Genomic DNA, 26,400 nt, shown 5'->3' with positions numbered 1-26,400 from the left:
ATGGGAGGTAGAGTGAGACTGCTGCAATTATTGGGAACCTCGGCGTGTCACCTCTGTGAATTAGCAGAGGCGGTGTTGGCTAATCAGTTAGCCCAAGGTTACGAGTGGGAAGTCGAGTTGATAGACATTGCTGATAATGATCATTTGTTAGATCAGTATGGTGAGAAAATTCCGGTATTGCGGGATACGGTGTCGGGCAAGGAGCTGAATTGGCCCTTTGATGAAGCTAGCGTTTTAAGCTTTATTGGAGCTTGCGAAGGGTGAGCTTATTGGTATCGGCGTTGTGGCGCTATCCACTAAAGTCATTTCAGGGTGCGAGTCACAATAGCCTGGCGTTAACCGCCAGAGGTTTTGAAAACGACCGGCGCTGGATGGTGGTGGACGAGCGGGGCCGGTTTGTCACCCAGCGGCAGTTACCTAAGATGAGCCGCTTTAAAGCCAGTTTATTGGCGTCGGAGCTGTTGATAGAGAATTTAGACACGCCAGGTCAAACACTCACGCTACCGTTAATGCCGGCAGGGTTTAGGTTTACTGCTTCGATATGGGGGGATGAGTGTGAGGTGGTGGATATGGGCGATGCGGCAGCATCATGGCTGAGGGAGCAGTTTGCTAAGACATTGCGGCTGTGTTACATCCCCGATGGAGTGGTGCGGCAGGTCGATCAGAATTATGCCGAGCCGGGTGATGAAGTCGGCCTGGCCGATGGATTTCCTCTGTTGATCTGTACTGAAGCATCTATCGCAGCATTGAGTCAGGCCTATGGCCAAGACTTGGATCCACGTCGTTTTAGAGCCAATATTATTATTTCAGGTGCGCAAGCCTTTGAAGAGGATCGCTGGCGGCGCTTGAAAATAAATGGGGTGGAGATCGACCTGGTCAAACCTTGTGCGCGCTGTGCTATTCCCACTATCGATCCGGACACAGGCGAGCGTGAACGCAAGGTGTTTGAGCTGCTTAAACGTCAGTGTGGCGCGAGTGGTCAGGTGTTGTTTGGGCAAAACGCGATCCACCGAAGCACCGGAATCTTAAAAACCGGTGCCGTGGTGGAGGTGATGGATGTGGCGTAAAGTGCTAGTTTTTTGCGGCGGTTTTTAGCACATTGGGGCCAATTTGACGCTCGTGCTTGGCAAGCAGCGGGCCGTCCATATCAAGCTTTTTACCGTAAATGATACTGAACGCGAGAACGTTTTTGATGTATTCCCGAGTTTCGCCATAAGGTAGATTCTCAATCCATATATCGGCGGGATAGTCCTGTTCTTGTCGGAGCAGTACCCGTTCTACTCGGTTTGGTCCGGCGTTATAGGCTGCCGTTGCCAATATTCGGTTATTGCCGAATTGCGCCATTAATTGCTCTAGATAATAGCTGCCCATGGCGATATTTTTCTCCGCTACAATCAAGTCTGCTTCCCTGGCGGTGGTGCCCATTTTTCGGGCGATAATTCTGGCGGTGCCGGGCATGAGCTGCATAAGTCCTCTGGCCCCTACGGGAGAGCGGGCATCTTCTGCAAAGGCGCTTTCTTGTCGAGCTATGGCGTAAATCCACTTTAAATCCAGGTCGCGCTTCTTGGCGGCTTTCTTGAATTCATCGCTAAATGGTGCCGGAAAGCGCAGTTCCAAATCATCCCATTCTTTGGCGTGAATGGCAGTCATAATTGCTTGATGATTCCAGCCCCAGTCTTGAGCCAGCTGCGCTGCGGCGACTTGTTCGTTACGATTTAGGGTGAGCATGGCATTGGCCCACTCCAGCCTGGCTGTGTAGCGTTGCTCATGCCAGTGCAGTTCCCGGGCCCGTTGAATGGCGCTGCGTTGGGTCACCTCTGAAACCAGCGCAGGAATCAAGGTTCGTTGACCCGCTAATTGATAGGGCTTGTCTAAAAGGTCTGCCGCCATAAAGCTGTAATAGCCACGTTCGGCCGCTAGATTTTTTAAAATTTCCCGGGTTGTGGCGGTGATTTCGCCCTGCAGAATAATATCGGCGCGGGCCCACCAATACCGCCAATCGGCTTTGTTTTCGAGTTCTGGGGGCAAAAAGCTAATCAATCTCTGTATGGCCACCCAATCACCATCTTTTAACGCTAGGCGAATACGCCACTCGGTGAGGTAGGGATCTTCATAGTCAGGGTCATTGGCTTTAAGCCAATCGCGGGCATAGTCAGCATCACCGGCAATAATTTGCCGGGCCATAGCATCTCTTAGCACGTAATTTTGAGCGGGATTGAGTTGCAGACGGCGATCAATTTGATGCCAAAGATCATTGGCGCGATCAAAATCGATCCGGGCCAAGCGCATTAAACTGTGCGTTGCGATGATTCTGCTGTGATCATTGACGGGTAGCGAAGAGTGACGGTGGTATAGCAGTGACGGCCGGCTAATCAGCTCAATATAAACGGGGTCTGCAGAAACTTTGCCTAATAGGTACTTAGCAAGGGAATACTGCCGTTCTTCTAAGGCCAGTTCTGCGCGCAGCCAATACTGTTGGGTTTTTTCTGTTGCTGATAAGGAGTTATTCCAAAAATACAGGCTGGCATCACAAATATCGGGCAGTGAGTGGCCGGTTTTCCATAGCTCGCCCGCTTTTGCCAATGCGGCCTGGGTCTGACCGGTGTCGCGAAGTGCGCGTATTGCCACGCATTGCATGTCATCACCACCGTGACCGGTGTAGTAGCGTAAAAATCCTGGCCAATCCTGGCGGCGCACCATCAAGTTAACCCAGGCAATGCGGATACGTTGGCCGACAATGGTATTGCCGTATTCTTGTAAATACGTGTCGATAGTTTGGCTAGAGAGCTGATTGAGTTGGGATTTGATCAGTTCTAGCTCTAAATAAGGGTAAAGTGCGTAATCTTTGAGCTGAGGCGCAAGATTTTCTGCGGCACTGATCCTGCCACGTCTTATATGCTCAATGGCGTCACTGTATAATTTGCGCGCTTCATCCAAAGGGAGGGCGGCTTGCGCTGGCAAAACTTGCAGTGACATGAAGAGGACTAGAAAATTCAGCCTCATAAAATTCATTTAATAACGCCCCTCATCAACTCGGTAAAAACACAGTTTATCGAAAGTCATTGCGCAAACAAGCGCACTCACAGTGTCACAGTGGACTATTTTTTATGACTTTGCTACGCGCAACACAGTTGCAGCACAGTATTGGCCAGCAAATTATTTTTGATAACGCAGAGCTGCAGTTAGACCCCGGTGAGCGGGTTTGTTTGCTAGGCCGAAACGGCTCTGGCAAATCGACTTTACTGAAAGTTGTGGATGGCAGTATGCAGGCCGATGCGAGTGATCTTTGGCGACAGCCGGGACTGGTTGTGAGCCGCATGGAGCAAACACTGGATTTTGCGGGCGAAAATGACAGTGTTTTTGAGGTTGTTGCCGGGGGCTTGTCAGAATTGGGCGCGGTATTGAGCCGTTACCATGAGCTTGCCGCCAGTAATCCTTCTGAGGCGGACCTGAAGGAAATGGAGCGGCTGCAACGGGATATTGAAAATGCCGATGGCTGGTTGTTTCAACAACGCATCGACAGCATTCTCACCAAATTGGACTTGCAGGCAGATGCCAAGCTTAATGAGCTGTCCGGTGGCTGGCGAAGACGGGTCTCATTAGCACGGGCGCTGGTGTCTGAGCCTGATATTTTGCTATTAGACGAGCCCACGAACCATTTAGATATCGAAGGCATACTTTGGCTTGAGCAAAGTGTGTTGAATTTTAGTGGCTGTGTACTGTTTGTGAGCCATGACCGGGCGTTAATCGAAAAACTGGCGACTCGGATTATCGAGTTGGATAGGGGGCATTTAATCAGCTACCAGTGTAACTATCCGCGTTATTTAGAACTGCGTGAGCAAAATTTAAAAATTGAGGCTGAGCACAACGCGCTGTTTGATAAACGCTTGGCCGAAGAAGAAGTGTGGATACGCCAAGGCATTAAAGCCAGACGAACCCGCAATGAGGGTCGTGTCAGGGCGCTGGAGCAAATGCGCCGTGAGCGCTCCCAGCGTCGCGAGCTGGGTGGCAGTGCGAAAGTAACGGTAAACCAGGCCGATCAAACCGGAAAAATTGTCGCAGAACTTAAAGACGTGAGCTTTAAAATAGGCGGCAAACAGCTGGTTAAGAATTTGTCGTTACTGGTTTGTCGTGGCGATAAGTTGGCGCTGCTTGGTCCCAATGGGGTGGGTAAAACCACATTGCTGAAGCTGATTCTTGGCGAGCTTGAGGCCGACAGCGGCAGTATTCGCAGTGGCAGCAAGTTAAATGTGGCGTATTTTGACCAGCTTCGTGATCGCCTTGATGAAGATAAGCGGGTTGTGGATATTGTTGGCCAGGGTAGTGATAGCGTCACTATCAATGGTAAAGATCGCCATATCATGAGTTATTTGAGCGACTTTCTCTTTACCCCAGAGCGGGCCCGTAGCCATTTTGGGGTGTTGTCTGGCGGTGAGCGAGCTAGAGTGCAGCTCGCATGTTTGTTCAGTCAGCCTGCAAACGTATTGGTGATGGATGAACCGACCAACGACCTGGACATGGATACGCTGGATTTACTTGAAAGCCTGTTGGTGGAATTTACCGGCACCGTGTTGTTGGTAAGCCACGATCGAGCCTTTGTCGATAGTGTTGCCAGCAGTTGCTTGCTGTTTGAAGGCAATAGCCGCATTAGTGAACATGTTGGCGGATATAGTGATGTTGCTGCGTATCAAGCGCGTCTTGCCGCACGAAGCGACAAGGCTGCTGTGGAGGCAAAACCCGAAACAAAAGCAAAAGCCAGCGCCCCTGTGGCAGCGCCCAAAGCGAAGAAACTGAGCTACAAAGATCAGCGGGAATTGGACAGCTTGCCTGCCCGTATCGATCAGCTCGAAAAAGAGCTGGCGATATTGGCAGATCAGTCTGGGCAAGCCGAATTTTATCAGCAAGCGGCTGATGTGATTGCCGCAGCCATGGCAGAGATGAGCGATAAGCAAGCTGAGTTGGATGCGTGCCTAGAGCGCTGGATGGAGTTGTCTGAATAAATCGAGTTGAGCCAATAGTGTGGTTGGCCACTTGCCTCGATAGCCTTCGAGGCAAGCTACTCTTCTGATTTACCGACTCGCACGGCCAGCACGTCGCAGGTGGCACCGTGAAGAACACTGTTGGCTGTCGACCCCAGCAGCAGGGCAAAGCCTTTTCTGCCATGACTGCCCAGAATGATTAAGTCTGCGCCGAGTTCTTCACTGAGGTCATGGATTTGTCGATCGGCTTGGCCAGTTAACAAGTGACGGTAGTCAGCGGCGACGCCATATCGGTCGCCTAAAGTGGCCATGTGATCACTGGCTTGCTCTTGTAACTGTTCTTGAATACTGGCGAAGTCCATGGGGATATCGCCGCCATAGGCCATGCTGAGGTGCTCTACAACGTGCAGAAGGTGGAGTTCGGCACCGTGATGTTTTGCCATACCTGCCGCGCGGCGCATGACCGGCTCTGCTTCTTCAGACAAATCGACAGCAACAATAATTTTTTTGTAGTTGGGCATAATGTGTCCCCCTTATTTATAAGTCTGCAATTAAGTCGTTATGCAACGTTGGTAGGTAAAACGTTGCTAGGTAATATGGGTCTACCGTTGCGGGTGGCTCCGGGTCAATAATCACGCCTTTAGCTATGACCGCAGTAAGGGTCAGCAAATTCCACGTTAAATACATTCTTAGCCGTTTTCAAAAAAAGATGCGTTCTAGCCCTCAAGTTTACGACTAAATACTTACAGAAATTCTACATCAGCGTTTAGGATACCGCCCCAGCTTTTTGTCCACCGAGTAAAAAGGAAATTAGATATGCTAGGGAGAAATACGACATGGCTTGGTTGATTGGCATTGCTGTTATTGCTTTTATGCTAGCGCCGATAATTTGGATACTGCCCAGCCCAAGACAACAGCGTCAAACGCGAATTCGCGAAGCAGCACGCCTGCGAGGTATTCAGGTACGTGTCACCACGCTGCCACAAACACGGCGGCAACGGGTTCGGCGGGAGGCCCAGGAGCGGGTGGTGAGCTACACCCGGCCTATTCATAATCGCAAACCAGGTCAGGGATGGAAGTACTGGTTAAAGCCTTGTGATGAAGTTGAGGCCGATGCCTTGGCCGAATCGTCGCCGCTGCAGCCACTCCTCAGTTCTTTGCAAAACAAGTTCCCAGCCGACGCGGAGCTGTTGGAATATACCGGTGTAGGTCTAAGCCTTTATTGGCGAGAACGCAGTGCTAACAAAGACACTGTCGAAGACCTTGCTGACCTGCTGGAAATGATTGTAAGAGAAGGTAAGTTGGAAAGTGGCTAGATTGTACAGAGGTTCTTTAAATATGCTTAAGCTGGGGAGTCGCAATGACTAAAGAGTTAAAGCGCGGTAAATATCAGCATTATAAGGGTGGCTTTTATGAGGTTTATGGTGTGTCTCGGCATAGCGAAACCGATGAGCTGCTAGCGGTCTACCGGCCCTTGTATGGTAGCAGAGAGCTGTGGGTGCGGCCGTTGAATATGTTTTTAGAATCTGTTGAGTTTGATGGGGAAAAAATTGATAGATTTAAGTATGTTAATAGCGACTTAGAAGGTGCTTTGTAACTTTGTTGTAAGCGCTAAATTGCGTAATTATCCTTGACCCCCGGATTTTGAACACTTATATATGTCGCCTCGCCAGCTTCTGGCTTTCATCCGTTTTACAGATTTTAGAAGGACAATATGGGGAAATCTCTTGTTATTGTGGAGTCGCCAGCCAAGGCGAAGACAATAAACAAATACCTCGGTGCAGACTTTATTGTGAAGTCCAGCATTGGGCACATTCGGGATTTGCCGACCAGTGGCAGCGCCAGCAGCAAAGCTGTGGACCCCAAGGCGCGAGCAAAGGCTGCGGCGGAAACCCGCAAACTGTCGCCTGAGCAAAAAGTGATTCATAAAAAGAAAAAGGCCAAGCAGCAGTTGGTGGCTAGAATGGGCGTTGACCCAGAACGCGACTGGAGCGCCCATTACGAAATTCTGCCCGGTAAAGAAAAAGTCGTGAATGAGCTGAAAAAGCTCGCCGAAAATGCTGACCACATCTATCTGGCAACGGATTTGGATAGAGAAGGAGAGGCCATCGCATGGCATTTACGTGAAGCCATTGGCGGCGACAATAATCGTTATCGGCGGGTTGTTTTCAACGAAATCACCAAAAAGGCCATTAAAGAAGCCTTTGAGCACCCCACAGAACTTGATATAGATCGCGTTAACGCCCAGCAAGCACGCCGCTTTTTAGACCGGGTAGTGGGTTATATGGTGTCACCGCTACTATGGGCAAAAATTGCCCGGGGTTTATCCGCAGGGCGGGTCCAATCCGTTGCGGTGCGGTTGATTGTTGAGCGGGAAAAAGAAATCCGCGCCTTTGTCCCCGATGAGTATTGGCAGGTCTTTGCTGATACAAAAGCCAGTGCTGGCGAATTGCGCTTAGAAGTTAAAAAGCAGGGTAAAGACAACTTCCGCCCCAGTAATGAAGCTGACACCATGGCTGCAGTGAGTGCGCTGCAAGCCAATGACTTTGTTGTATCGGGTCGAGAAGATAAACCAACCAAATCCAAACCTTCTGCGCCGTACATCACCTCGACGCTACAGCAGGCCGCCAGCACCAGGCTGGGCTTTGGTGTCAAAAAGACCATGATGATGGCTCAGCGGCTTTATGAGGCGGGTTACATTACTTATATGCGTACCGACTCGACAAACTTGAGTCAGGACGCTGTCGCGGCGTGCCGAGATTATATTTCGGAGCACTTTAGCAAACCTTATTTGCCTGAATCGCCACTGTCTTACAGTAGTAAAGAGGGGGCTCAGGAAGCTCACGAAGCTATTCGTCCTTCTGATGTGAATGTGGAGCCAACCCAGCTTTCGGGAATGGAGCGAGATGCTGAGCGTTTGTACACCTTAATCTGGCGGCAGTTTGTAGCCTGCCAGATGGCGCAAGCTGAATTTACCAGCACCTCTATTGTGGTAACCGCGGGTGACTTTGAATTGCGGACCCGGGGCCGGGTAGTGCGTTTTGATGGCTTTATGGCGGTACAGCCGCCTATGCAAAGCAAGAAAGACGAAGACCAAGTGCTACCCGATGTAAAAATTGGCGACCAGCTGGCTCTGGTCAAGCTTGACCCCAGCCAGCATTTCACCAAGCCTGCACCGCGCTACTCTGAAGCGGCATTGGTTAAAGAACTTGAGAAACGCGGTATTGGTCGGCCGTCTACTTACGCCTCCATTATCTCCACGATCCAGGACCGGGGTTACGTCAAAGTTGAAAACCGCCGGTTTTATGCAGAAAAAATGGGCGATATTGTCACCGATCGCCTCGTAGAGAGCTTCAGTAATCTGCTGGACTTCAGCTTTACTGCCCGTATGGAAGAGTCGCTGGATATTGTCGCCTCGGGCGGCAAAGACTGGAAAAAGCTCTTGGATGAGTTTTACAGCGAGTTTCAAAAAGCGCTAGAAAAAGCCGAGCAAGATGATAGCGAAGGCATGCGCAATAATCAGCCTACCGGCACGGATATTGAGTGTCCTACCTGTGGTCGGCCCATGCAGATTCGTACCGCAAGCACGGGCGTTTTTCTTGGCTGTTCGGGTTACGCGCTGCCGCCCAAAGAGCGCTGTAAAAAAACGATCAACCTGGTAACTGGCGACGACTTTGTCAGCATTGATAGTGAAGACGAAGAAGCGGAGTCCAAGGTATTACGGAGCAAGCAGCGCTGTAAGATCTGTAACACGGCAATGGAAAGCTATTTAATTGATGAAAGTCGCAAACTGCATATTTGTGGCAACAACCCGGATTGTTCGGGCTACGAAATAGAAAAAGGCAGTTTCAAAATCAAGGGTTATGAGGGGCCAACCCTTGAATGCGACAAATGTGGTGCAGAAATGCAGCTTAAGACAGGCCGGTTTGGCAAGTATTTTGGTTGTACCAGCGAAAGCTGTAAAAATACGCGAAAACTGTTGAGAAGTGGCGAAGCAGCACCACCAAAGATGGATCCGGTGGATATGCCCGAGCTGCAATGTGACAAGGTAGACGATCATTATGTGCTGAGAGATGGGGCGTCTGGATTGTTTCTTGCCGCCAGTGGCTTTCCGCGTAATCGGGAAACCCGCGCGCCAAGGGTGAAAGAAATTCTGCCCCACAAAAACGAAATCGATCCAAAGTATACTTTTTTGTTTTCTGCTCCGGCTCAAGACAATGAAGGCCGCGATACGGTGATCCGCTACAGCCGCAAGACCAAAGAGCAATATGTTCAGTCTGAGGTAGATGGCAAGCCATCTGGCTGGTCGGCATTTTATACTGGTGGCAAATGGGTGGTGAAAGAAAAGGCGACAAAAGCCAAAGCTAAGAAGTCAGCGAAATCATAGCGCTTACCCAAATCACCTGGTGCTAACCAAAATCATTGCGCTAAAAATGGCTGGGAAACGTCAATGAGAGAGTCTTATCGGGGGCAGTGTAATCTGCACCTACATTTTGCCAAGCAATTTCTCACGTCTCTGGATCAAGAGCCAGAAGCACGCTGGGGCGGCCATTATGCGAGAGCGATGGCCGATGCCGTGGTGTGGCAGTTACAACTAAGTTACCGCGCCCACCTTGCTGATATGCTAACGCAGCAACCTAAATTTCCTCAGCAGCTGCCCAAAGGGGATTATTTTGCTTGTGACTTTAAGGCCAGTGAGCTACCACCGGAATTACTTGAGCTTGCTGACAGAGAGCGTCACACGCCGTGGCTTCGGGCTATGGTCAGCGAACGATTTATAAATCATCCTGGCGCCGCAGTGACCGTCGAAGTATCTGGGTTGATTGCGAAAGACTCTCTGGCAACCCATTCGCAGGGCGCAGGGGAGTTAGAGGAATGGCTAGAAGAACTCAACAGCTTGATTGCCCGCCACCGGGCGACACTAATGGAATACTGATATGGAGGATGCTGGCTTTTAGCAAGACCATTGTTTTTCGTCGTCTGCCAGTTGCTAACAGGCTGTCGTTATAAAAAACGGCATACGATTTTAATTGACGTTGGCAGCCCCGGCCCTGCATTTGTTACACTAGCCATTACCGCGCCTGATTGAGGGGCCTCTGCGAGCAAGGAATTTTTTTGTGCTTTCATATTTAGAATTGGTGGAATTAGCAAACGGCGACATCGTTCTGCAAAAGGCAGAGGGTGATGATAAACCTTTGTTGGTTATCCAATTTTCTGATGAAACGCGTCGCAATATTCCTGGTTCTTGTTTAGAAGTCGCTAGGGCAATGGTTCAGGCTGGTTTAGAGGCTGCCGCAGTGATGGATGATGAAACTGCGCTGGAAGATAATGACGAAGAGGAAGAGCTGGCAAGTTTGGATTCCGAGTCAAAAACCCTTCATTAATCAAAATCTTAGCGTCATTTCTGCATCCTGATTATTAAGCACTCGGCGCTGCCCGCTTTGGCTGCTGCACTTAATTTCTGACGCTGCTCATCACTTAACTCATTCTCGATTAACACGGCGACAGTGTGGCTACGTCCGCTTTCTAGGGCTCTGCAGGTGATCTTGCAAAGCGTGTCCGTATTGGCCGTAACCTGCAAAATTCGTTGGCCGCGAAGACTGGCACCCGCATCTAAAAGCGGCTTGAGGGGGCGTTGAGCTACCCAGCACAGCCAGCGATCATTGGAACGTCCACTGAGCTCCAACAGCATGCCGGCAAGGAGTGATCGGGCTAAGTGGCCGTTACCTGATAAACGAATTTCGTTAAGGCTGCCATTCTCGGTTGCTATGGTGTTGGCAGGTTGGATATCTTGATAAAGCGATAATTGCTCGACTTGTTGCATGCTTAATTCCCCCGGCGCAATACGCCAACACTTAAACCTTCGATGGCAAAATCCTGTTCCCGCAAATCAACTTCAATGGGCGCATAATCGTCGTTTTCGGCAAAGAGACTGATTTGATATTTGCTCTTGTGCTGTTTGAAACGTTTAACGGTCACTTCATCGTCAATACGTGCCACAACAATTTGACCGTTTAATGCGGTATTGCAGCTATGTACTGCAAGAAGATCATTATCGAATATACCGACATTGATCATGCTGTCGCCCTGAACCCGAAGAAAGTAGTCAGCGCTTGGCGAAAATATCGAGGCAGGCATATCGCAGTAATCTTCAATGTTTTGCTCGGCTAATATCGGGTTGCCCGCCGCGACCCGGCCAACCACCGGGATACCCTGTGATTCTGGTAGCCGTATGCCTCTGGAGGCGCCCGCAATAATTTCAATTGCGCCTTTTCTGGCGAGGGCTTTTAAATGTTCTTCCGCTGCATTGGGTGAGCGAAATCCCAGCTCCTTGGCGATATCGGCCCGAGTAGGGGGGTAGCCGGTTTCATCAATATGGTCCCGGATCAGTTGCAATACTTGAGCTTGTCTTGCAGTTAACTTTTCCATATTTTCCATGTCTGGTTATCTATACAGTAACTGTGAGTATATACAGTATTTTGTGCTGTGCAAGTTTTGTGAGTTAAAAGATAATCTAAGCGAAATAGCTCACAGGGATGGGATAAAGGCTTGGGAATATATGAAGTGATGTTGTGAATATAACGACAACAGCTGCATTTGCTGATGTCTTAGCGATCATGGTCAATGCAGATCAACAAAAGGGCGTTAAGGCGGGGACAACCGACTGGTAAAAAAGGAATGTTCTATGCCTGTCAAAGGCTTGAAACATCGATTATGCAAGCTGCTGCCCGCCAGTTGCGCGGGCAGCATGGACGACGCGGAGCCGACGCAATTTAATAATCGTCGAGAATGCCGTTTATCACGTCTGTTTCAATTTCGTTTATGGGGCTGTTCCAACTCTCGGGGATGATCGTGTCATCAAGGTGCCGATAATCGTCGTCACTGAGTTCAAAGGCGTTCCGCCAATCTTCAGGCTCTTCGATATTTTCCAGGTTGAGTTGGCGCCAACTGTCTAAATCGTATTCGCAGAGTTCGCCATCAATAAGCTGGGCTTCTATTGTTGCGGAATCGTCGTCGATAGCAACGACTTCGAACGTCTGTCCCATATCCAATTCTTTATACCAATTACCGACTTGGGGTCTTATTGTTGCCATGCTGTCACCTCCGATAAGCCTTCCACAAAGCTAACATTTCAAGCTCCCCTGTCTAGTATGTATTTTTCCGAGCTGTGGAGCCGCCGCTATCTTGCTTGCCAAGAGAGTTTTGGTTTTGTTTAGCTAAGTGCATGTTATAAAAATAGAAGTTATAGCTTGCTTGCTCAATTGAATGAGGTTTTTTAGGCCAGTTTTTTATATATTGGCGGGCTTTAGAAATGATTCCGTCTATTCGGGGGCGCTATTCTATGCTTCCCAGCGAGATAAAGAGGTAAGTCGACATGCTTTTGCAGTGGTGGTCAGAGTCCCAGCCCGAGGAGTACCCGTGGTTGGGCGAGGCAATTTTAGCGGTGTTGGCAGTACTCACTATTAATTTGTTGGTGACGATTCTTTTACGCCGGTTGGCGGTGAAGTTTGAGGCAACCCACAACCTTTGGGACGATGCCTTGCTTGAGGCAAGTCGGCGTCCAATCATATTGATGATCTGGGCAGTGGGTGCAAGCTATGTATTGGCGTTGCTTGAGCGTTCCAGCGAGGCGGAGATTTTTTCGATCTTTGGTTCGGTTCGCGGCGTTGGCGTGGTGCTCATTCTCTCCTGGTTTTTGGTGTCACTAGTACGGCAAATAGAAAAGCGATTGTTGTCTGAGGATTATCGTAAATCCGATGAACCTGTAGATCAGACGACGGTGATGGCGCTTGGCAAATTGGTGCGTACTGCGGTGATTATTGTTGCGGGATTAATGGTGCTGCAAAACCTGGGTTACAGCATTTCTGGGGTGCTGGCTTTTGGCGGTATTGGCGGTATAGCGGTGGGGTTTGCCGCCAAAGATTTGTTATCTAACTTCTTTGGTGGCTTGATGATTTATCTGGACCGGCCTTTTTCCGTGGGGGAATGGGTGCGTTCGCCCGATAAGGAAATTGAAGGGACCGTAGAAAATATTGGTTGGCGCCTGACCCGGATAAGAACCTTTGATATGCGGCCTTTGTATGTGCCCAACGCCATATTTGCGCAAATTGCAGTAGAAAACCCTTCGCGAATGTTAAACCGGCGGATCTATGAAACCATTGGCCTTCGCTATCAAGATGCCGCATTGATGCCTGATATTATTTCTCGGGTCAGGTCTATGTTAGAAAATCATAGTGAAATTGATTTAGGCCGAACCCTGATCGTGAATTTTAATAAATACAACGCCTCATCCTTGGACTTTTTTATCTATACCTTTACCAAGACCCGGGATTGGGTGGAATATCACGCGATCAAGCAAGAAATTCTACTGAGGATAATGGATATTATTCATGAACAGGGTGCGGACGTCGCGTTCCCAACAACGACGGTGAAACTCGACCCGGTGCAAATTGAGCGAGACATGGCCGAGACTGCAACGCAGCCGACGACTGGACAATGAGACAGCTAGTCAGTCAGTTAGATAATGAGGAAAAGTAATGCGGCATAAAGTGGCAGTTGTTGGTGGTACAGGCTTATGTGATTGGCCGGGGCTAGAGTTTGGCAAGGCCCGTAAGATTAACACCCCTTATGGTTCTCCCAGTGCTGAACTGCAAGCGCTGAGGTATCAAGGGGTGGAGTTTTTATTTCTGCCTCGTCATGGCGGCAAGCATTCTATTCCGCCCCACAAAATAAATTATCGCGCCAACCTGTATGCCCTTCATTCACTGGGCGTCAAACAGGTGTTGGCAGTCAATGCAGTGGGCGGAATAGGCACGCGTTATGGGGCAGAGGTGATTGCCGTTCCCGATCAGATCAATGACTACACCTGGGGCAGGGAGCATACCTATTTTGATGGTGAGGATGGTCAGGTTGAACATATCGATTTCAGCTATCCCTATTCGCAGCCTTTGCGAGAGCGTTTGCTGGCGGCAGGGCTAACAGCTGAGATACCCATGGTTGATGGTGGCGTGTATGCGGCGACCCAGGGCCCGCGTTTAGAAACTGCAGCGGAGATTAGGCGGCTCGCTAAAGACGGTAATGACCTGGTAGGCATGACTGGCATGCCAGAAGCAGCGTTGGCTAGAGAGCTGGCGATGGATTACGCATCTTTGTGTTTGGTGGTGAATCCCGCGGCAGGTGAGAGCGACGAGCTGATTACCATGGACGATATTACTTTGGTGCTGAATACGGGTATGGAAAAAGTGAAAACGATTTTGGCCGGTGCGATCTGTGCACTGGCCAAAATGGATTGATTAATACGTTTATTTTAAGGTTTACGGACTGATTTGGGTTTGCGCATCCACTGGGGGGAGGTCATCGACGTTGGTGATCATAACCAATACGCCAAACAGTGGGTGATCCAGAAAATGCACTTCATTGCTGCGGAGCCGGCGAAGCTGATCCATTACCACAATTCGGGCGATGGGCGTATTACTGGCGCCGTAACGCTGCTTTTCCTGAAGTTGCGGATTTTGTTCTACAAACTGCTGGTAATCGTCTTGATACTCGCTGCTGTCTTCGGGGCGAGCGGTTAGGGTATCAAAATCTGGCTCGGTCTCTTCTTGGCCGCTGAAACGGTAGGGTTGTCTGGGCAGGTAGAAGTCGCCTTTACCATCGCCAAAACGGCTAAACCAGAGATTGGTGTCCAGGTATAAATAACGTTCTACCGCCACTTTGACGTAACCTTCCAGCTCGTAGTGCTCGCCTTGACGGTCACCGCCTTCAATTAAAATAGCAGGGGCACTACGTCGATTCTTCAGTGTTTGCCGCCAGCTACCTTGAAACAGGGTGCGATAACGGGATGACAAACGCATGGACTTGAGGACGTCGGCAAACTCTGGTGAGGGCGCGTCAACTCGGGTCAATGTGTTATTTTTGCCACCACTGCCAGGCAGTTGCACCCAGTTATTGGGATAGCGCAGGCGCAGGTTATCAGGCCAGCTTTCAGAAAAGGCGGCGTTTGAGTTGTTGTTGGCAAACACGATCAGGTCTATCTGGAATTCTCGATCCGCCGCCAAGCTTGATAGCGAAATGCTTGAGAGCAGCAGGGCACCCAGCAGGTATTTTAAAGATGGTTTGCGCATAGTGATCGGAACCCCGGCATTTTGGCTGGCATTACTATCGCAGGTATCACCCTACGGTTCCAGCATCTCCAATAATTGTTCTATGTATTCAAAGCGTTGCGCTGCTTCTTCAAGCTCAGCTTTGCATTTTAATGCCGTGGCACCATCAAATTGATAGGCGCCGGGCGCCGATTGAACCAGCTGTACCAGTTTTAGCGGGTCCACCTCGGTATGAGCCGAAAACTCGATTCGCCCGCCGCGAGCAGAAAACTCCAGTTTACTGATCCCCAGTGCGCCAGCTCGTTGGCGGAGTTCGGAAGCCCGGAACAGATTTTTGATTTGATCGGGCAGCAGGCCAAAGCGATCAATCATTTCTATCTGCAACTCTCTAAGCTCGTCAGCGTTGGCGGCGCTGGCAATACGTTTATACATCATTAAGCGGCTTTGTACGTCGGGCAGGTAGTCGTCGGGGATCAGTGCGGGTAGCCGCAAATTAATGTCGACATTGTCTTCGCTGCTGTTTTCAAGATCGATGGTTTTGCCGGACTTAATGGCGTTAACCGCCCGATCCAGCATATCCATATACATGGTAAAGCCAATGGAATGAATCTGTCCGCTTTGTTCATCGCCCAGCAGCTCACCTGCGCCGCGAATCTCCATATCGTGTGTCGCGAGGGTAAAGCCTGCGCCCAAGTCATCGGCTTCACTGATGGCGGTTAAGCGTTTTTGGGCATCTCCGGTAAGCTGTTTAATTGGCGGGGTGAGTAAGTAGGCATAGGCTTGGTGATGGGAGCGACCCACCCGGCCCCGCAGTTGATGCAACTGAGCCAGGCCAAATTTATCGGCCCGCTCAATAATAATGGTGTTGGCATTGGGTACGTCGATACCGGTTTCAATAATGGTGGAGCACAGCAATACATTGTGACGGCGGTGATAGAAATCACTCATCACCTGCTCCAGCTCCCGCTCCCGCATTTGACCATGACCGATGCCGATACGAATGTCGGGTAAGACTTCTTGCAAATCGCGGGCGGCTTTTTCTATCGTTTTTACCTCATTGTGGAGGTAATAAACCTGACCACCCCGCAGCACTTCTCGGAGAATAGCTTCTTTTATCAGCGCATCGTCACGCTCGCGAACAAAGGTTTTTACCGACAGTCGACGCGCGGGGGGCGTTGCGATAATAGATAGATCCCTGATCCCCGACATAGACATGTTCAGGGTGCGTGGAATCGGCGTAGCCGTCAGGGTCAGAATATCCACTTCCGCACGGAGATTTTTCAGGGCTTCTTTTTGGCGCACACCAAAGCGGTGTTCTTCGTCGATAATGACTAGGCCGAGCTCCCGATATTTAATGCCGCCATTAAGCAGCTTGTGGGTGCCGATTAAAATATCCACTTTACCATCGGCCATGTTTTCCAGAATCGCTTTTTGTTCACTGGCACTGCGGAAGCGCGATAGCACTTCTACGGTAACAGGCCAGTCGGCAAAGCGATCTCTGAATGACTCAAAATGTTGCTGGGCGAGCAGGGTGGTAGGCACCAAAACGACGACTTGGCTGCTATTTTGTACGGCGATAAAGGCCGCTCGAACGGCCACTTCGGTTTTACCAAAGCCCACGTCACCGCAAACCAGCCTGTCCATCGGCTGGGTGGCTTTCATGTCGCCGATGACGGCGTCGATGGCAGTTTGTTGGTCGGGGGTTTCCTCAAAGGGAAAACCCTCGGCAAACATTTGATAGTCCGCTTCATCCAGATCAAAGGCGCGGCCGCTGCGGGCGCTTCGGCGGGCGTAGATATCCAGCAGCTCGGCGGCGACATCACGAATTTTTTCTGCGGCTTTACGCTTGGCCTTAGACCATTGGTCTGAGCCCAGCCGGTGTAGCGGGGCATTGTCTTCATCGCTGCCGGTGTAGCGGCTGATTAAAAATAAGGCGCTAACGGGGACATAGAGCAATGAGCCTTCGGCATATTCCAGGGTGAGAAATTCGTTGGCATCATCATCGACATCTAAAGTTTGCAGGCCCAGATAACGACCGACACCGTGATCGGCGTGCACTACCGGCGCGCCCGGTCTGAGTTCGGCTAAATTGCGTACCACGAGATCGGGGTTGCTGGTGGATTTTTTGCGGCGTCGATTTTGTGCTACCCGGCGGCCAAACAGCTGGGATTCAGAGACGAGGGCAAACGCCTTGGCGTGGTCGCTGCTAAAACCGCCTTCCAGCGGGGCGACGGTAATGCCCAATGGGCTTTGGCTGTCGTGAAAGGCTTCCCAGCTGGAAAATTCACGGGCTTCAAGCTTATGCCGTTTTAATAAATCCTGTAAGGCTTCGCGGCGACCCGCCGATTCCGCGCACAATAAAACCTGCCGATTGAGGGCGTAAGCACGTAATTTTGCCAGCGGATCGTCTGACTTGGGCTCAACATTAAGCTCTGGGCCATCGTGAATAGGAAAGTCATGGCCACCAGCTTGATCCGCCTGGCTGCTGGCAGAAAGACTGATGCGCGGGTAGTGTTTGAGGGTCGCAAACAGCTCGGGCACCGCCTGGAAGATCGCATTCGGTGGCAATATCGGCCTTTGTACATCACCTTGGCGCTGTTCGTAGCGTTGCTGAATATCTTGCCAATAATGCTGGGCGGCGTCTTCAATACCGGCTTCGGTAATCAGGTGAATGCTGCTGGGCAGGTAATCAAACAGCGAGGCGGTTTCTTCAAAGAACAGGCTTAAATAATATTCAACTCCAGGGGGGGCGATACCATCGCTGACATCCTGGTAAAGATTACATTTGCGATGATCAACGTCGAAACGGTGATGCCATTGGCGGCGAAAAAGGGCAATGCCGTCTTCATCAAGGGGGAATTCCTTGGCGGGGAGTAGATCAATGTCGTCGACTTTTTCAGTGCCGCGCTGGGTTTCTGGGTCGAACTCACGAATGCTGTCTATTTCGTCATCTAGTAATTCAATACGCAGTGGCTGCTCGCAACCCATAGGGAATATATCGAGAATGGCACCGCGAAACGCGTACTCACCGTGTTGATAGACCGTGGCTGTGTGGCGGTAACCACTGCGCTCTAGCTGTAGCCGAATTTCGGCCAAGTCGAGAATATGGCCGACTTTAAACCGCAATGCCCGCTGTTGAACATAGGCGGGGGGCGCCAATCGCTGCATTAAGGTAGTGATGGGTACAATCAGCACCCCTTGTTTCAGCTCCGGTAACTTGCTTAAGGTTCTGAGCCGATCCGAGATAATATCTTCGTGGGGCGAAAAGGTGTCGTAGGGCAGGGTTTCCCAGTCAGGTAACAAGTGCACATCGGCTTTGGTAAAAAAAGCCAAGGCTTGTTCAAGTTGATACGCCGACGACGTGTCGCGGCAGATGACGAGAACCGGGTCTGAGGAGTGCTCAACAAGCTCGGCAATAATCAAGCCCCTGGCGGCGGCGGGAAGGCGCCCCCAGTGCTGGTGTTTACTTTGCCAAGGCGTGGGCATGTCTGGAAGTTTGATCACAATGGGGTTTTGTCTTTGGCTGCCTAAATCGGCGGGCATTGTAACCCGACTGCCAGTCCGCTGTAACACCGAGCCGGTGTGAGCTTTTTTTTAAAGGTGCTTCCACGTCGTTGTTGCACGCCACTCAAGCCTGATTGTGGTGTCAAAGCGGTGTTTTTTAGGGAAATTTTCCCCCTCTGTGCCCTCAAGTGCAGGATTGCTGTTGAGTGGCAGTTGAACTAAAGGCCGGTAACAAAGATAATACGCGCACAATTTCTGCCGCTAATTAAGTACAAGGGTTAAGTCGTGACTGAAAGAAGACGTGAGCGTCCTGATGATTACTTCGCCGATTGGAAAGAACGCGAAGCCCTCGCAGAGGGTATGATCCCTCTTATTGGTAAGCTCTACCGCAACAACAATGTAAAAACCTACATCTACGGAAAGAACCTGGTAAACCTTTCAGTTCTTGACATCATGCAAGCTCATCGCTTTGTTCGCCAAGTTGAGCAAAACGAGCTTTCTGAATTTGAAACCTTCCCCGTTATTCAAGCACTTGCCACTTTAGAACTAGGTACAGCGCATATTGACGCGGGTCGTATTGCTGTTGCTTATGAAGAGCAAGGGAAGCCGGCGGGTAAGTCAGTTGAAGAGTTTGTGCGTAGCCAGGTTTCCGATTTAATTGGCGGTACTGTGGAACCCGTGCGTCCACCTCGAGATGTGGTGTTATACGGTTTTGGTCGTATTGGTCGATTAATGGCGCGCCTCCTTATAGAGAAGTCGGGCGGTGGTGAAAATCTACGCTTGCGCGCCGTGGTCGTTCGCCCTGGTGGTGCAGAGAACGATCTGGTTAAACGTGCCAGCTTGTTGCGCCGCGACTCGGTACACGGTCCTTTCCAAGGCACTATCCGTGTCGATGAAGAAAGACAGTCTTTTGTCGCCAATGGCGTTGAAGTCAAAGTGATTTATGCGGCGTCACCTACCGAAGTTGACTATACCCAATACGGTATCAATGACGCTATTGTGGTTGATAACACGGGTAAATGGCGGGATGCAGAAGGTCTAGCGGTACATTTGACCTGCCCCGGTGTTTCTAAAGTTATTTTAACCGCACCAGGCAAAGGCGATATGAAGAATATCGTCCACGGTGTTAACAGTGACTTGATCAGCGATGATGACACCATTATCTCCGCTGCCAGCTGTACGACTAATGCCATTGCGCCACCGCTTAAAGTTTTGGATGATCGCTTTGGTGTTGAAGGCGGTCACGTTGAGACCGTTCACTCCTATACCAACGACCAAAACCTGATTGACAACTACCACAAAGGTGATCGTCGGGGTCGTAGTGCACCATTGAATATGGTTATTTCCGAAACGGGCGCTGCGAAAGCAGTCGGTAAGGTATTGCCACAGTTGCTTGGCAAGTTGAGCGGAAATGCGATTCGGGTGCCGACGCCTAATGTGTCCTTGGCCATTTTAAAATTGAATCTCAAAACTGAGACCAATAAGGATGAGCTAAACGAATTTATGCGCAAAGTGGCGCTGCATTCGCCCTTACGTAAACAAATCGATTACTCCAACTCGCCAGAAGTGGTGTCCAGTGATTTTGTGGGGTCTCGACACGCTTGCGTATTCGATAGTGAAGCCACTATTGTTAATGGCAAGTCAGCTATTTTGTATTGTTGGTATGACAATGAGTTTGGCTATAGCTGCCAGGTACACCGTGTACTGGAACAAATGGCAGGCGTTACCTACTCAATATACCCAGAAGAGTAAGCCGAGGCCCCGCTGAACTGGAGGGGGCAGCGGGTCTCACAAGGCAATATTTTTTAAGACCGCATGGTCATCTGTTATTAACGGCGCGCAGCGGAGACTCATTTGCGCGCTGTTTTTAATAAGCAGTGTACTGCGGCAGAGATACAGACCCTCCCCGAGCATCTTTCGGTGCTCAAGATCGTGCAAAATTGCAATGTCGCGTTTAACCGTAAGAGTGTTAGGCAACCTTATGACCAAAATTACCAGGGGGCTAGACCTGCCTATCGCCGGTGCGCCAGAACAGCGCATCGAGGCAGGTCCCAAAGTGCGATCCGTCGCCGTACTCGGCTTTGATTATGTTGGTATGAAGCCAACGATGGCGGTGAAAGTGGGGGACCGGGTTAAGACCGGACAACTGCTTTTTACAGACAAGAAAACCGAGGGTGTGGGCTATACCGCGCCTGCAACCGGGGTGGTGTCTGCCATTAATCGCGGCGAGAAGCGGGTTCTTCAGTCGGTGGTTATCGATGTTGAAGAAGACGAATTTGAGACCTTTTCAAGTTATAAAGCATCTGAGATACCGACGCTAAGTAACGAATTAGTAAAAGAAAATCTTGTAAATTCTGGTTTGTGGACGGCGTTTCGTACTCGGCCTTTTAGCAAAGTGCCATCGCCAACATCTGATCCCACCGCTATTTTTGTCACTGCGATTGATACCCATCCTTTAGCGGCTGATCCCGCTTTAGTGATTGCTGAAGCCGCTGAAGATTTTAGCAATGGCTTAGAAGTTCTATGCAGGTTGACCAAGGGCAAGGTGTATTTATGTACTGCACCGGGTAAAGACATTCCCAGCCTGGACAATGATCAGCTTCATGTTGCGGAGTTTGGCGGTGTGCATCCTGCAGGCTTGCCGGGCACCCATATTCATCACTTAGAAGGCGCTAGCCTCAGTCGAGTGATGTGGCATATTTCCTACCAAGACGTCATTGCTGTAGGTCGCTTGTTTACCACTGGTAAATTGAATCCAGAGCGGGTTGTCTCTTTGGCAGGTCCGCAGGTTGAGTCGCCACGACTTCTGCGCACCCGTCTCGGTGCAAACCTGGAAGAGCTGAGTGCTGGTGAACTAAAAGCGGGTGACAATCGACTGATTTCTGGCTCGGTGTTAGGTGGGCGTACGGCCAGAGGCGCGCTGTGCTATCTGGGGCGTTATCACAACCAACTGAGCGTACTTGCCGAAGGCCATCAGCGAGATTTTATGGGCTGGCTATCGCCCGGCGCGAAAAAGCACTCCTCATTGCGTATCTACTTAAGTCAGTTTTTCTCGCCAAAACTGGCTTACAACACCAACACAAATGGTAGTGAACGCGCCATGGTGCCGGTGGGTGCCTACGAAAAAGTGATGCCGCTGGATATTCTACCTACGCAGTTATTACGGTCTTTGATTGTGGGTGACACCGCTGTTGCTCAACAGCTGGGTTGTTTGGAGCTAGATGAAGAAGATTTGGCATTGTGTACCTACGTCTGTCCGGGCAAATACGAGTACGGCCCGATCCTTCGGGACAATCTGACTCGTATTGAGAAAGAGGGTTAAGCCATGGGACTGAGAAAATATTTAGACGATATTGAGCCGCATTTTGAAAAAGGCGGTCGCTATGAAAAATGGTATGCCCTCTATGAAGCGGTAGACACTATTTTTTATTCACCTTCTTCGGTGACCAAAACCACGGCGCATGTTCGCGATGGTGTGGACCTGAAGCGGATTATGATCACGGTGTGGTTTTGTACCTTTCCGGCCATGTTCTACGGCATGTGGAATATTGGTTTTCAGGCCAACAGCATTATGCTCGACGGCGGTTTGGCTGCGGGTGAGGGCTGGCGCCATGTGATGATCTCCATGTTTGCCGGCTATGATCCCAGTAGCATTTGGGACAATATCTGGCACGGCTTTTGGTACTTTATTCCAGTTTATGCGGTCACCTTTCTTGTTGGCGGTTTCTGGGAAGTGCTGTTTGCCATGAAACGTGGTCACGAGGTCAACGAAGGCTTTTTCGTAACATCTATTCTGTTTGCACTGATCTGCCCGCCAAGCATTCCGCTTTGGCAGGTAGCGCTGGGTATCAGTTTTGGTGTGGTAATTGGCAAAGAAGTGTTCGGCGGTACCGGTAAAAACTTCCTGAACCCTGCCTTGACCGGCCGCGCGTTTTTGTACTTTGCTTACCCTGCGCAATTATCTGGCGACGCAGTATGGACGGCAGTGGATGGCTATACCGGCGCGACGGCATTGTCAGTAGCCGCCAGTGATGGCATTGCCATGGTGCAAGAAAAAATCACTTGGATGGATGCCTTCTTGGGCAATATCCACGGTTCTATGGGTGAAACCTCTACATTAGCCATTTTCATCGGTGGTGCAGTGCTGTTGTGGACAGGTATTGCCTCATGGCGAATTGTGGCCGGTGTCATGATCGGTATGGTTGGCCTGAGCATGCTGTTTAATAGCCTCGAAAGCAGTAACCCGATGATGGCCACACCATGGTATTGGCATATGGTGATAGGTGGTTTTGCGTTCGGGATGATGTTTATGGCGACTGACCCCGTTTCTTCGTCGATGACTAATACCGGTAAGTGGATATTCGGCGCGCTGATTGGGGTAATGACAGTATTAATTCGGGTGGTTAACCCGGCATTTCCAGAGGGTATTATGTTAGCGATTCTGTTTGCTAACCTGTTTGCTCCTCTTATTGACCACTTTGTAGTTCAAGCGAATATTAAGCGGAGGTTGGCACGTGGCTAGTAACGACAGCATTAAAAAAACGCTACTGGTTGCGTTTACCCTCTGTATTGTCTGCTCTTTGGTAGTAGCCAGTGCGGCGGTACTGTTAAAACCGGCACAAGTTGCCAATAAGGCACAGGACCGTAAGGCCAATATCCTCGCAGCGGCGGGCATGTTGGAAGCGGGCAGCAGTATTGATGAGCAATTCAAGCAGATCACGACCCGCATTGTGGACTTGCGCACTGGTAAGTTCACCGAGGAAATGTCAGGGGAAAAGTTTGAGCAGATGAAAGTCGCGAAAAATCCTGACACCTCGATCAATCTTAGCGGTAGTGAAGATCTGGCAAAAATTAAGCGTCGCGAAAATTTTGCCGAGGTGTACCTCGTTGGTGAGCCAGGCAATTATGAACGCTTGATTTTGCCCGTTCGTGGCTATGGTCTCTGGTCGACGCTTTACGGCTTTTTGGCATTGGAAGGTGACTTCAATACGGTTGCCGGTCTGGGTTTTTACGAACACGGTGAAACGCCAGGCTTGGGTGGTGAAGTCGATAATCCCAAATGGAAAGGCCTATGGCCCGGTAAAGAAATATATGACGATGGAGAAGTAGCCATCGACTTGGTAAAAGGCAATGTTAGTAGCAGTACGCCTAATGCTGAAAACAAGGTGGATGCGCTTTCGGGGGCAACCTTGACCAGCCGTGGTGTTGCCAACCTGCTTCGCTTCTGGATGGGCGAAATGGGTTATAAAACTTTTCTTGAAAATCTTCGGTCAGGGGAGGCCTAAGCTATGGCGACGTTGAAAGAAGCCCTTACCAGTCCCGTTTTTAAAAATAACCCGATTGCCCTACAGATATTGGGTATTTGTTCGGCATTGGCGGTGACCTCAAGTCTTAAAGTTACCGTGGTAATGTGTATTTCGGTCATTTTAGTCACGGCCTTTTCCAGTTTCACCGTGTCATTGATTCGTAATCATATTCCCGGTGCAATACGGATCATCGTGCAAATGGTGATTATTGCCTCGCTGGTAATCGTGGTAGATCAGCTATTGAAAGCCTACGCGTTTGCCATCAGCAAGCAGCTGTCGGTGTTTGTGGGTTTGATTATCACCAACTGTATCGTTATGGGCCGCGCTGAAGGCTTTGCGATGAAGAATCCACCCATTGCCAGCTTTGTCGATGGTATTGGTAACGGCTTGGGTTATAGCGTTGTACTGCTGTCAGTTGCTGTGATTCGTGAGCTGTTTGGTTCCGGCAAGCTTTTTGGTATTGAAATTCTTCCATTGGTAACTGATGGCGGCTGGTATGTACCCAACGGCTTGTTATTGTTGCCACCGAGCGCGTTCTTCCTGATCGGCATGTTCATTTGGGCATTGCGGTCCTGGAAGTCTGAGCAAGTAGAAAAAGAAGAATTTAAAATCACCAAAAATACCCGCAGCGTGAAGGAGGCTTTCTGATGGAATATTATATTAGCCTCTTCGTGAGGTCGGTCTTTATCGAAAACATGGCCCTGGCGTTTTTCCTGGGTATGTGTACGTTCCTGGCGATTTCTAAAAAAATTCAAGCCGCTATCGGTTTGGGTATTGCGGTTATCGTGGTGCTGACCATCACCGTTCCAGTAAACAATCTGATCTATAACTATTTGCTGCGTGAAGGCGCATTGGCATGGGCAGGTTACCCAGATGTTGATCTGAGTTTCTTGGGCCTGTTGAGTTATATCGGTGTTATTGCGGCAATCGTTCAGATCATGGAAATGTTTCTGGATAAATTTGTACCTGCACTCTACAGCGCCTTGGGCGTGTTTCTACCACTGATCACGGTTAACTGCGCCATCATGGGCGGCTCCTTGTTTATGGTTGAGCGGGACTATGGCTTTGCTGATTCAGTCGTCTACGGTGCTGGCGCTGGTACCGGTTGGGCATTGGCGATTATGGCCTTGGCTGGTATCCGCGAAAAACTCAAGTACAGCGATGTGCCAGAAGGGCTGCGTGGCCTTGGCATTACTTTTATCACCGTTGGTTTGATGTCGTTGGGCTTTATGTCCTTCGGCGGCATTGACCTATAACCGAGAAGATACTGGAGGCGTTTGAATGAATACGGTAGTTGTTCTCGGTGTCGTAATGTTTACCGCGATTGTATTGTCGTTGGTGTTCATTATTTTGGTTGCCCGCTCGCGTATGGTGAGCAGTGGCAATGTAACCATTGAAATCAATGGCGAGAAAACCATTACAGTCCCATCTGGCGATAAGCTGTTGGGAACATTATCCAACCAGGGTGTTTTTCTCGCATCTGCCTGTGGCGGCGGCGGTAGTTGCGCCCAGTGTAAGTGCATTGTGGAAGAGGGTGGCGGCTCAATGCTGGCCACGGAAGAAGCCCACTTTAGTCCTCGCGAAGCCAAAGAAGGCTGGCGTTTGTCCTGCCAGACCCCGGTTAAGCAGGATATGAAGATTGAAGTGCCTGAAGATGTGTTTGGCGTTAAACAATGGGAATGTACGGTTCAGTCCAACCCCAATGTTGCTACCTTTATTAAGGAGCTAACGCTAAAACTGCCCGAAGGCGAAAACGTGGATTTCCGTGCTGGCGGTTATGTGCAGCTGGAATGTCCTCCGCACCATTTAAAATACTCAGACTTTGATATTCCTGAGGAATTTCGGGGTGATTGGGAGCGCTTTGGTTTCTTCAATGTAGAGTCTAAAGTGGAAGAAACGGTAATTCGTGCCTATTCCATGGCCAACTACCCAGAAGAGCGGGGCATTGTTAAGTTTAATATTCGTGCCGCTACGCCGCCGCCGAATAACCTGTCCTTAACGGCCGGCAAAATGTCTTCTTGGGTGTTTAATCTCAAAGAGGGTGACAAAGTGAAGGTTTCCGGTCCCTTTGGTGAATTTTTTGCCAAAGAAACGGATGCCGAGATGGTGTTTATCGGTGGTGGTGCCGGTATGGCGCCTATGCGTTCTCACATCTTTGATCAGCTCAAGCGCCTCGGTAGCAAGCGTAAAATCTCATTCTGGTACGGCGCGCGTTCTCTGCGCGAGGCCTTCTATATGGATGAGTACGACAAACTTGCCGAAGAGAACGATAATTTTGAATGGCATTTGGCCCTTTCAGACCCACAACCAGAAGATAACTGGGAGGGGTTGACCGGTTTTATCCACACTGTGTTGTATGAGCAATATCTGAAGGATCACGAAGCTCCAGAAGATTGTGAGTACTATATGTGTGGGCCGCCAATGATGAATGCTGCAGTGATCAAAATGCTGGAAGACTTGGGCGTTGAGCCCGAGAATATCATGCTGGATGATTTCGGTGGATAAGCT

The 26,400-nt window shown here is 50.0% G+C and carries 24 protein-coding genes; 17 read left to right on the top strand and 7 right to left on the bottom strand.

Annotated elements, in window-relative coordinates:
* The first annotated feature begins 12 nt into the window (after positions 1 to 12).
* Together IMCC21906_RS10230 and IMCC21906_RS10225 are read left to right on the top strand one after the other, a co-directional pair.
* Positions 13 to 264, top strand: coding sequence for a glutaredoxin family protein (locus IMCC21906_RS10230; protein WP_231580253.1), 252 nt, complete (start codon positions 13 to 15; stop codon positions 262 to 264).
* Positions 261 to 1,067, top strand: coding sequence for an MOSC domain-containing protein (locus IMCC21906_RS10225; protein WP_047012087.1), 807 nt, complete (start codon positions 261 to 263; stop codon positions 1,065 to 1,067). Before IMCC21906_RS10230 ends, IMCC21906_RS10225 begins: the two co-directional genes overlap by 4 nt.
* A gap of 4 nt (positions 1,068 to 1,071) precedes the next feature.
* On the opposite strand, the gene IMCC21906_RS10220 is transcribed toward IMCC21906_RS10225, so the two are convergent.
* Positions 1,072 to 2,976, bottom strand: a complete 1,905-nt coding sequence (locus IMCC21906_RS10220) for a transglycosylase SLT domain-containing protein (protein ID WP_197085888.1) — start codon at positions 2,974 to 2,976, stop codon at positions 1,072 to 1,074.
* Positions 2,977 to 3,107: 131 nt separating this feature from the next.
* Here IMCC21906_RS10220 and IMCC21906_RS10215 point away from each other — a divergent pair, with 131 nt between their 5' ends.
* Positions 3,108 to 5,000 (top strand): ATP-binding cassette domain-containing protein, encoded by a 1,893-nt coding sequence (locus IMCC21906_RS10215; protein WP_047012085.1) that lies wholly within the window; start codon positions 3,108 to 3,110, stop codon positions 4,998 to 5,000.
* 56 nt (positions 5,001 to 5,056) lie between these two features.
* Here the strand turns inward: IMCC21906_RS10215 and IMCC21906_RS10210 are convergent, their stop codons facing one another.
* Positions 5,057 to 5,500: a universal stress protein gene (locus IMCC21906_RS10210; RefSeq protein ID WP_047012084.1), complete on the bottom strand. Its 444-nt coding sequence runs from the start codon at positions 5,498 to 5,500 to the stop codon at positions 5,057 to 5,059.
* Positions 5,501 to 5,815: 315 nt separating this feature from the next.
* On the opposite strand from IMCC21906_RS10210, the gene IMCC21906_RS10205 reads away from it, so the two are divergent.
* The 5 genes from IMCC21906_RS10205 (at position 5,816) to IMCC21906_RS10185 (ending at position 10,363) form a co-directional block, all read left to right on the top strand.
* Positions 5,816 to 6,295 carry a hypothetical protein gene (locus tag IMCC21906_RS10205; protein ID WP_047012083.1) on the top strand — a complete coding sequence of 160 codons (480 nt, stop codon included), beginning with the start codon at positions 5,816 to 5,818 and terminating at the stop codon, positions 6,293 to 6,295.
* 44 nt (positions 6,296 to 6,339) lie between these two features.
* Positions 6,340 to 6,576 (top strand): DUF1653 domain-containing protein, encoded by a 237-nt coding sequence (locus tag IMCC21906_RS10200; protein WP_047012082.1) that lies wholly within the window; start codon positions 6,340 to 6,342, stop codon positions 6,574 to 6,576.
* 117 nt (positions 6,577 to 6,693) lie between these two features.
* On the top strand, positions 6,694 to 9,366 hold the full coding sequence (gene topA, locus IMCC21906_RS10195) for a type I DNA topoisomerase (RefSeq protein ID WP_047012081.1): 2,673 nt from the start codon (positions 6,694 to 6,696) through the stop codon (positions 9,364 to 9,366).
* A gap of 63 nt (positions 9,367 to 9,429) precedes the next feature.
* Positions 9,430 to 9,915: a DUF6586 family protein gene (locus tag IMCC21906_RS10190; protein WP_047012080.1), complete on the top strand. Its 486-nt coding sequence runs from the start codon at positions 9,430 to 9,432 to the stop codon at positions 9,913 to 9,915.
* 181 nt (positions 9,916 to 10,096) lie between these two features.
* Entirely contained in the window at positions 10,097 to 10,363 is a 267-nt protein-coding gene (locus tag IMCC21906_RS10185; RefSeq protein ID WP_047012079.1) for a hypothetical protein, read from the top strand.
* Between the two features lie 14 nt (positions 10,364 to 10,377).
* Here the strand turns inward: IMCC21906_RS10185 and IMCC21906_RS10180 are convergent, their stop codons facing one another.
* From IMCC21906_RS10180 to IMCC21906_RS10170, 3 genes are all read right to left on the bottom strand, one after another.
* Positions 10,378 to 10,803 carry a hypothetical protein gene (locus IMCC21906_RS10180; RefSeq protein WP_052763484.1) on the bottom strand — a complete coding sequence of 142 codons (426 nt, stop codon included), beginning with the start codon at positions 10,801 to 10,803 and terminating at the stop codon, positions 10,378 to 10,380.
* 2 nt (positions 10,804 to 10,805) lie between these two features.
* Complete coding sequence (gene lexA, locus IMCC21906_RS10175; RefSeq protein ID WP_047013330.1) at positions 10,806 to 11,408, bottom strand: transcriptional repressor LexA; 603 nt, start codon at positions 11,406 to 11,408, stop codon at positions 10,806 to 10,808.
* Positions 11,409 to 11,752: 344 nt separating this feature from the next.
* On the bottom strand, positions 11,753 to 12,073 hold the full coding sequence (locus tag IMCC21906_RS10170; RefSeq protein ID WP_047012078.1) for a DUF6763 family protein: 321 nt from the start codon (positions 12,071 to 12,073) through the stop codon (positions 11,753 to 11,755).
* 281 nt (positions 12,074 to 12,354) lie between these two features.
* Here IMCC21906_RS10170 and IMCC21906_RS10165 point away from each other — a divergent pair, with 281 nt between their 5' ends.
* On the top strand, positions 12,355 to 13,479 hold the full coding sequence (locus tag IMCC21906_RS10165) for a mechanosensitive ion channel family protein (protein ID WP_047012077.1): 1,125 nt from the start codon (positions 12,355 to 12,357) through the stop codon (positions 13,477 to 13,479).
* Positions 13,480 to 13,516: 37 nt separating this feature from the next.
* Entirely contained in the window at positions 13,517 to 14,272 is a 756-nt protein-coding gene (locus IMCC21906_RS10160) for an S-methyl-5'-thioinosine phosphorylase (protein ID WP_047012076.1), read from the top strand.
* 21 nt (positions 14,273 to 14,293) lie between these two features.
* On the opposite strand, the gene IMCC21906_RS10155 is transcribed toward IMCC21906_RS10160, so the two are convergent.
* Both IMCC21906_RS10155 and mfd read right to left on the bottom strand, forming a co-directional pair.
* Positions 14,294 to 15,103 (bottom strand): CsiV family protein, encoded by an 810-nt coding sequence (locus tag IMCC21906_RS10155; protein ID WP_047012075.1) that lies wholly within the window; start codon positions 15,101 to 15,103, stop codon positions 14,294 to 14,296.
* A gap of 51 nt (positions 15,104 to 15,154) precedes the next feature.
* Positions 15,155 to 18,625, bottom strand: coding sequence for a transcription-repair coupling factor (mfd, locus tag IMCC21906_RS10150; protein ID WP_047012074.1), 3,471 nt, complete (start codon positions 18,623 to 18,625; stop codon positions 15,155 to 15,157).
* Between the two features lie 246 nt (positions 18,626 to 18,871).
* On the opposite strand from mfd, the gene IMCC21906_RS10145 reads away from it, so the two are divergent.
* The 7 genes from IMCC21906_RS10145 to nqrF all read left to right on the top strand — a co-directional run bounded on the left by IMCC21906_RS10145 (position 18,872) and on the right by nqrF (position 26,397).
* Entirely contained in the window at positions 18,872 to 20,338 is a 1,467-nt protein-coding gene (locus IMCC21906_RS10145; RefSeq protein ID WP_047012073.1) for a glyceraldehyde-3-phosphate dehydrogenase, read from the top strand.
* Between the two features lie 229 nt (positions 20,339 to 20,567).
* On the top strand, positions 20,568 to 21,908 hold the full coding sequence (locus IMCC21906_RS10140; RefSeq protein ID WP_047012072.1) for a Na(+)-translocating NADH-quinone reductase subunit A: 1,341 nt from the start codon (positions 20,568 to 20,570) through the stop codon (positions 21,906 to 21,908).
* 3 nt (positions 21,909 to 21,911) lie between these two features.
* Positions 21,912 to 23,108, top strand: a complete 1,197-nt coding sequence (locus tag IMCC21906_RS10135; RefSeq protein WP_047012071.1) for an NADH:ubiquinone reductase (Na(+)-transporting) subunit B — start codon at positions 21,912 to 21,914, stop codon at positions 23,106 to 23,108.
* Complete coding sequence (locus IMCC21906_RS10130) at positions 23,101 to 23,871, top strand: Na(+)-translocating NADH-quinone reductase subunit C (protein ID WP_047012070.1); 771 nt, start codon at positions 23,101 to 23,103, stop codon at positions 23,869 to 23,871. Before IMCC21906_RS10135 ends, IMCC21906_RS10130 begins: the two co-directional genes overlap by 8 nt.
* A 3-nt stretch (positions 23,872 to 23,874) precedes the next feature.
* Positions 23,875 to 24,540: an NADH:ubiquinone reductase (Na(+)-transporting) subunit D gene (locus IMCC21906_RS10125; protein ID WP_047012069.1), complete on the top strand. Its 666-nt coding sequence runs from the start codon at positions 23,875 to 23,877 to the stop codon at positions 24,538 to 24,540.
* Entirely contained in the window at positions 24,540 to 25,148 is a 609-nt protein-coding gene (gene nqrE / locus IMCC21906_RS10120) for an NADH:ubiquinone reductase (Na(+)-transporting) subunit E (RefSeq protein WP_047012068.1), read from the top strand. Before IMCC21906_RS10125 ends, nqrE begins: the two co-directional genes overlap by 1 nt.
* A 25-nt stretch (positions 25,149 to 25,173) precedes the next feature.
* On the top strand, positions 25,174 to 26,397 hold the full coding sequence (nqrF, locus tag IMCC21906_RS10115; RefSeq protein ID WP_047012067.1) for an NADH:ubiquinone reductase (Na(+)-transporting) subunit F: 1,224 nt from the start codon (positions 25,174 to 25,176) through the stop codon (positions 26,395 to 26,397).
* The last annotated feature ends 3 nt before the right edge of the window (positions 26,398 to 26,400 follow it).

The sequence above is a fragment of the Spongiibacter sp. IMCC21906 genome (assembly GCF_001010805.1).
Classification (GTDB): Bacteria; Pseudomonadota; Gammaproteobacteria; order Pseudomonadales; family Spongiibacteraceae; genus Spongiibacter.
The sequence above is the reverse complement of the archived record's forward strand: the minus strand, read 5'-3'. Positions and strand labels throughout refer to the sequence as shown.

Bases quoted from the DNA above. Each gene is read 5' to 3' on its own strand.
- IMCC21906_RS10220 (WP_197085888.1), bottom strand. From the start codon at position 2,976: ATGTCACTGCAAGTTTTGCCAGCGCAAGCCGCCCTCCCTTTGGATGAA.
- IMCC21906_RS10215 (WP_047012085.1), top strand. From the start codon at position 3,108: ATGACTTTGCTACGCGCAACACAGTTGCAGCACAGTATTGGCCAGCAA.
- IMCC21906_RS10210 (WP_047012084.1), bottom strand. From the start codon at position 5,500: ATGCCCAACTACAAAAAAATTATTGTTGCTGTCGATTTGTCTGAAGAA.
- IMCC21906_RS10205 (WP_047012083.1), top strand. From the start codon at position 5,816: ATGGCTTGGTTGATTGGCATTGCTGTTATTGCTTTTATGCTAGCGCCG.
- IMCC21906_RS10200 (WP_047012082.1), top strand. From the start codon at position 6,340: ATGACTAAAGAGTTAAAGCGCGGTAAATATCAGCATTATAAGGGTGGC.
- topA (WP_047012081.1), top strand. From the start codon at position 6,694: ATGGGGAAATCTCTTGTTATTGTGGAGTCGCCAGCCAAGGCGAAGACA.
- IMCC21906_RS10190 (WP_047012080.1), top strand. From the start codon at position 9,430: ATGAGAGAGTCTTATCGGGGGCAGTGTAATCTGCACCTACATTTTGCC.
- IMCC21906_RS10180 (WP_052763484.1), bottom strand. From the start codon at position 10,803: ATGCAACAAGTCGAGCAATTATCGCTTTATCAAGATATCCAACCTGCC.
- lexA (WP_047013330.1), bottom strand. From the start codon at position 11,408: ATGGAAAAGTTAACTGCAAGACAAGCTCAAGTATTGCAACTGATCCGG.
- IMCC21906_RS10170 (WP_047012078.1), bottom strand. From the start codon at position 12,073: ATGGCAACAATAAGACCCCAAGTCGGTAATTGGTATAAAGAATTGGAT.
- IMCC21906_RS10165 (WP_047012077.1), top strand. From the start codon at position 12,355: ATGCTTTTGCAGTGGTGGTCAGAGTCCCAGCCCGAGGAGTACCCGTGG.
- IMCC21906_RS10160 (WP_047012076.1), top strand. From the start codon at position 13,517: ATGCGGCATAAAGTGGCAGTTGTTGGTGGTACAGGCTTATGTGATTGG.
- IMCC21906_RS10155 (WP_047012075.1), bottom strand. From the start codon at position 15,103: ATGCGCAAACCATCTTTAAAATACCTGCTGGGTGCCCTGCTGCTCTCA.
- mfd (WP_047012074.1), bottom strand. From the start codon at position 18,625: ATGCCCGCCGATTTAGGCAGCCAAAGACAAAACCCCATTGTGATCAAA.
- IMCC21906_RS10140 (WP_047012072.1), top strand. From the start codon at position 20,568: ATGACCAAAATTACCAGGGGGCTAGACCTGCCTATCGCCGGTGCGCCA.
- IMCC21906_RS10135 (WP_047012071.1), top strand. From the start codon at position 21,912: ATGGGACTGAGAAAATATTTAGACGATATTGAGCCGCATTTTGAAAAA.
- IMCC21906_RS10125 (WP_047012069.1), top strand. From the start codon at position 23,875: ATGGCGACGTTGAAAGAAGCCCTTACCAGTCCCGTTTTTAAAAATAAC.
- nqrE (WP_047012068.1), top strand. From the start codon at position 24,540: ATGGAATATTATATTAGCCTCTTCGTGAGGTCGGTCTTTATCGAAAAC.
- nqrF (WP_047012067.1), top strand. From the start codon at position 25,174: ATGAATACGGTAGTTGTTCTCGGTGTCGTAATGTTTACCGCGATTGTA.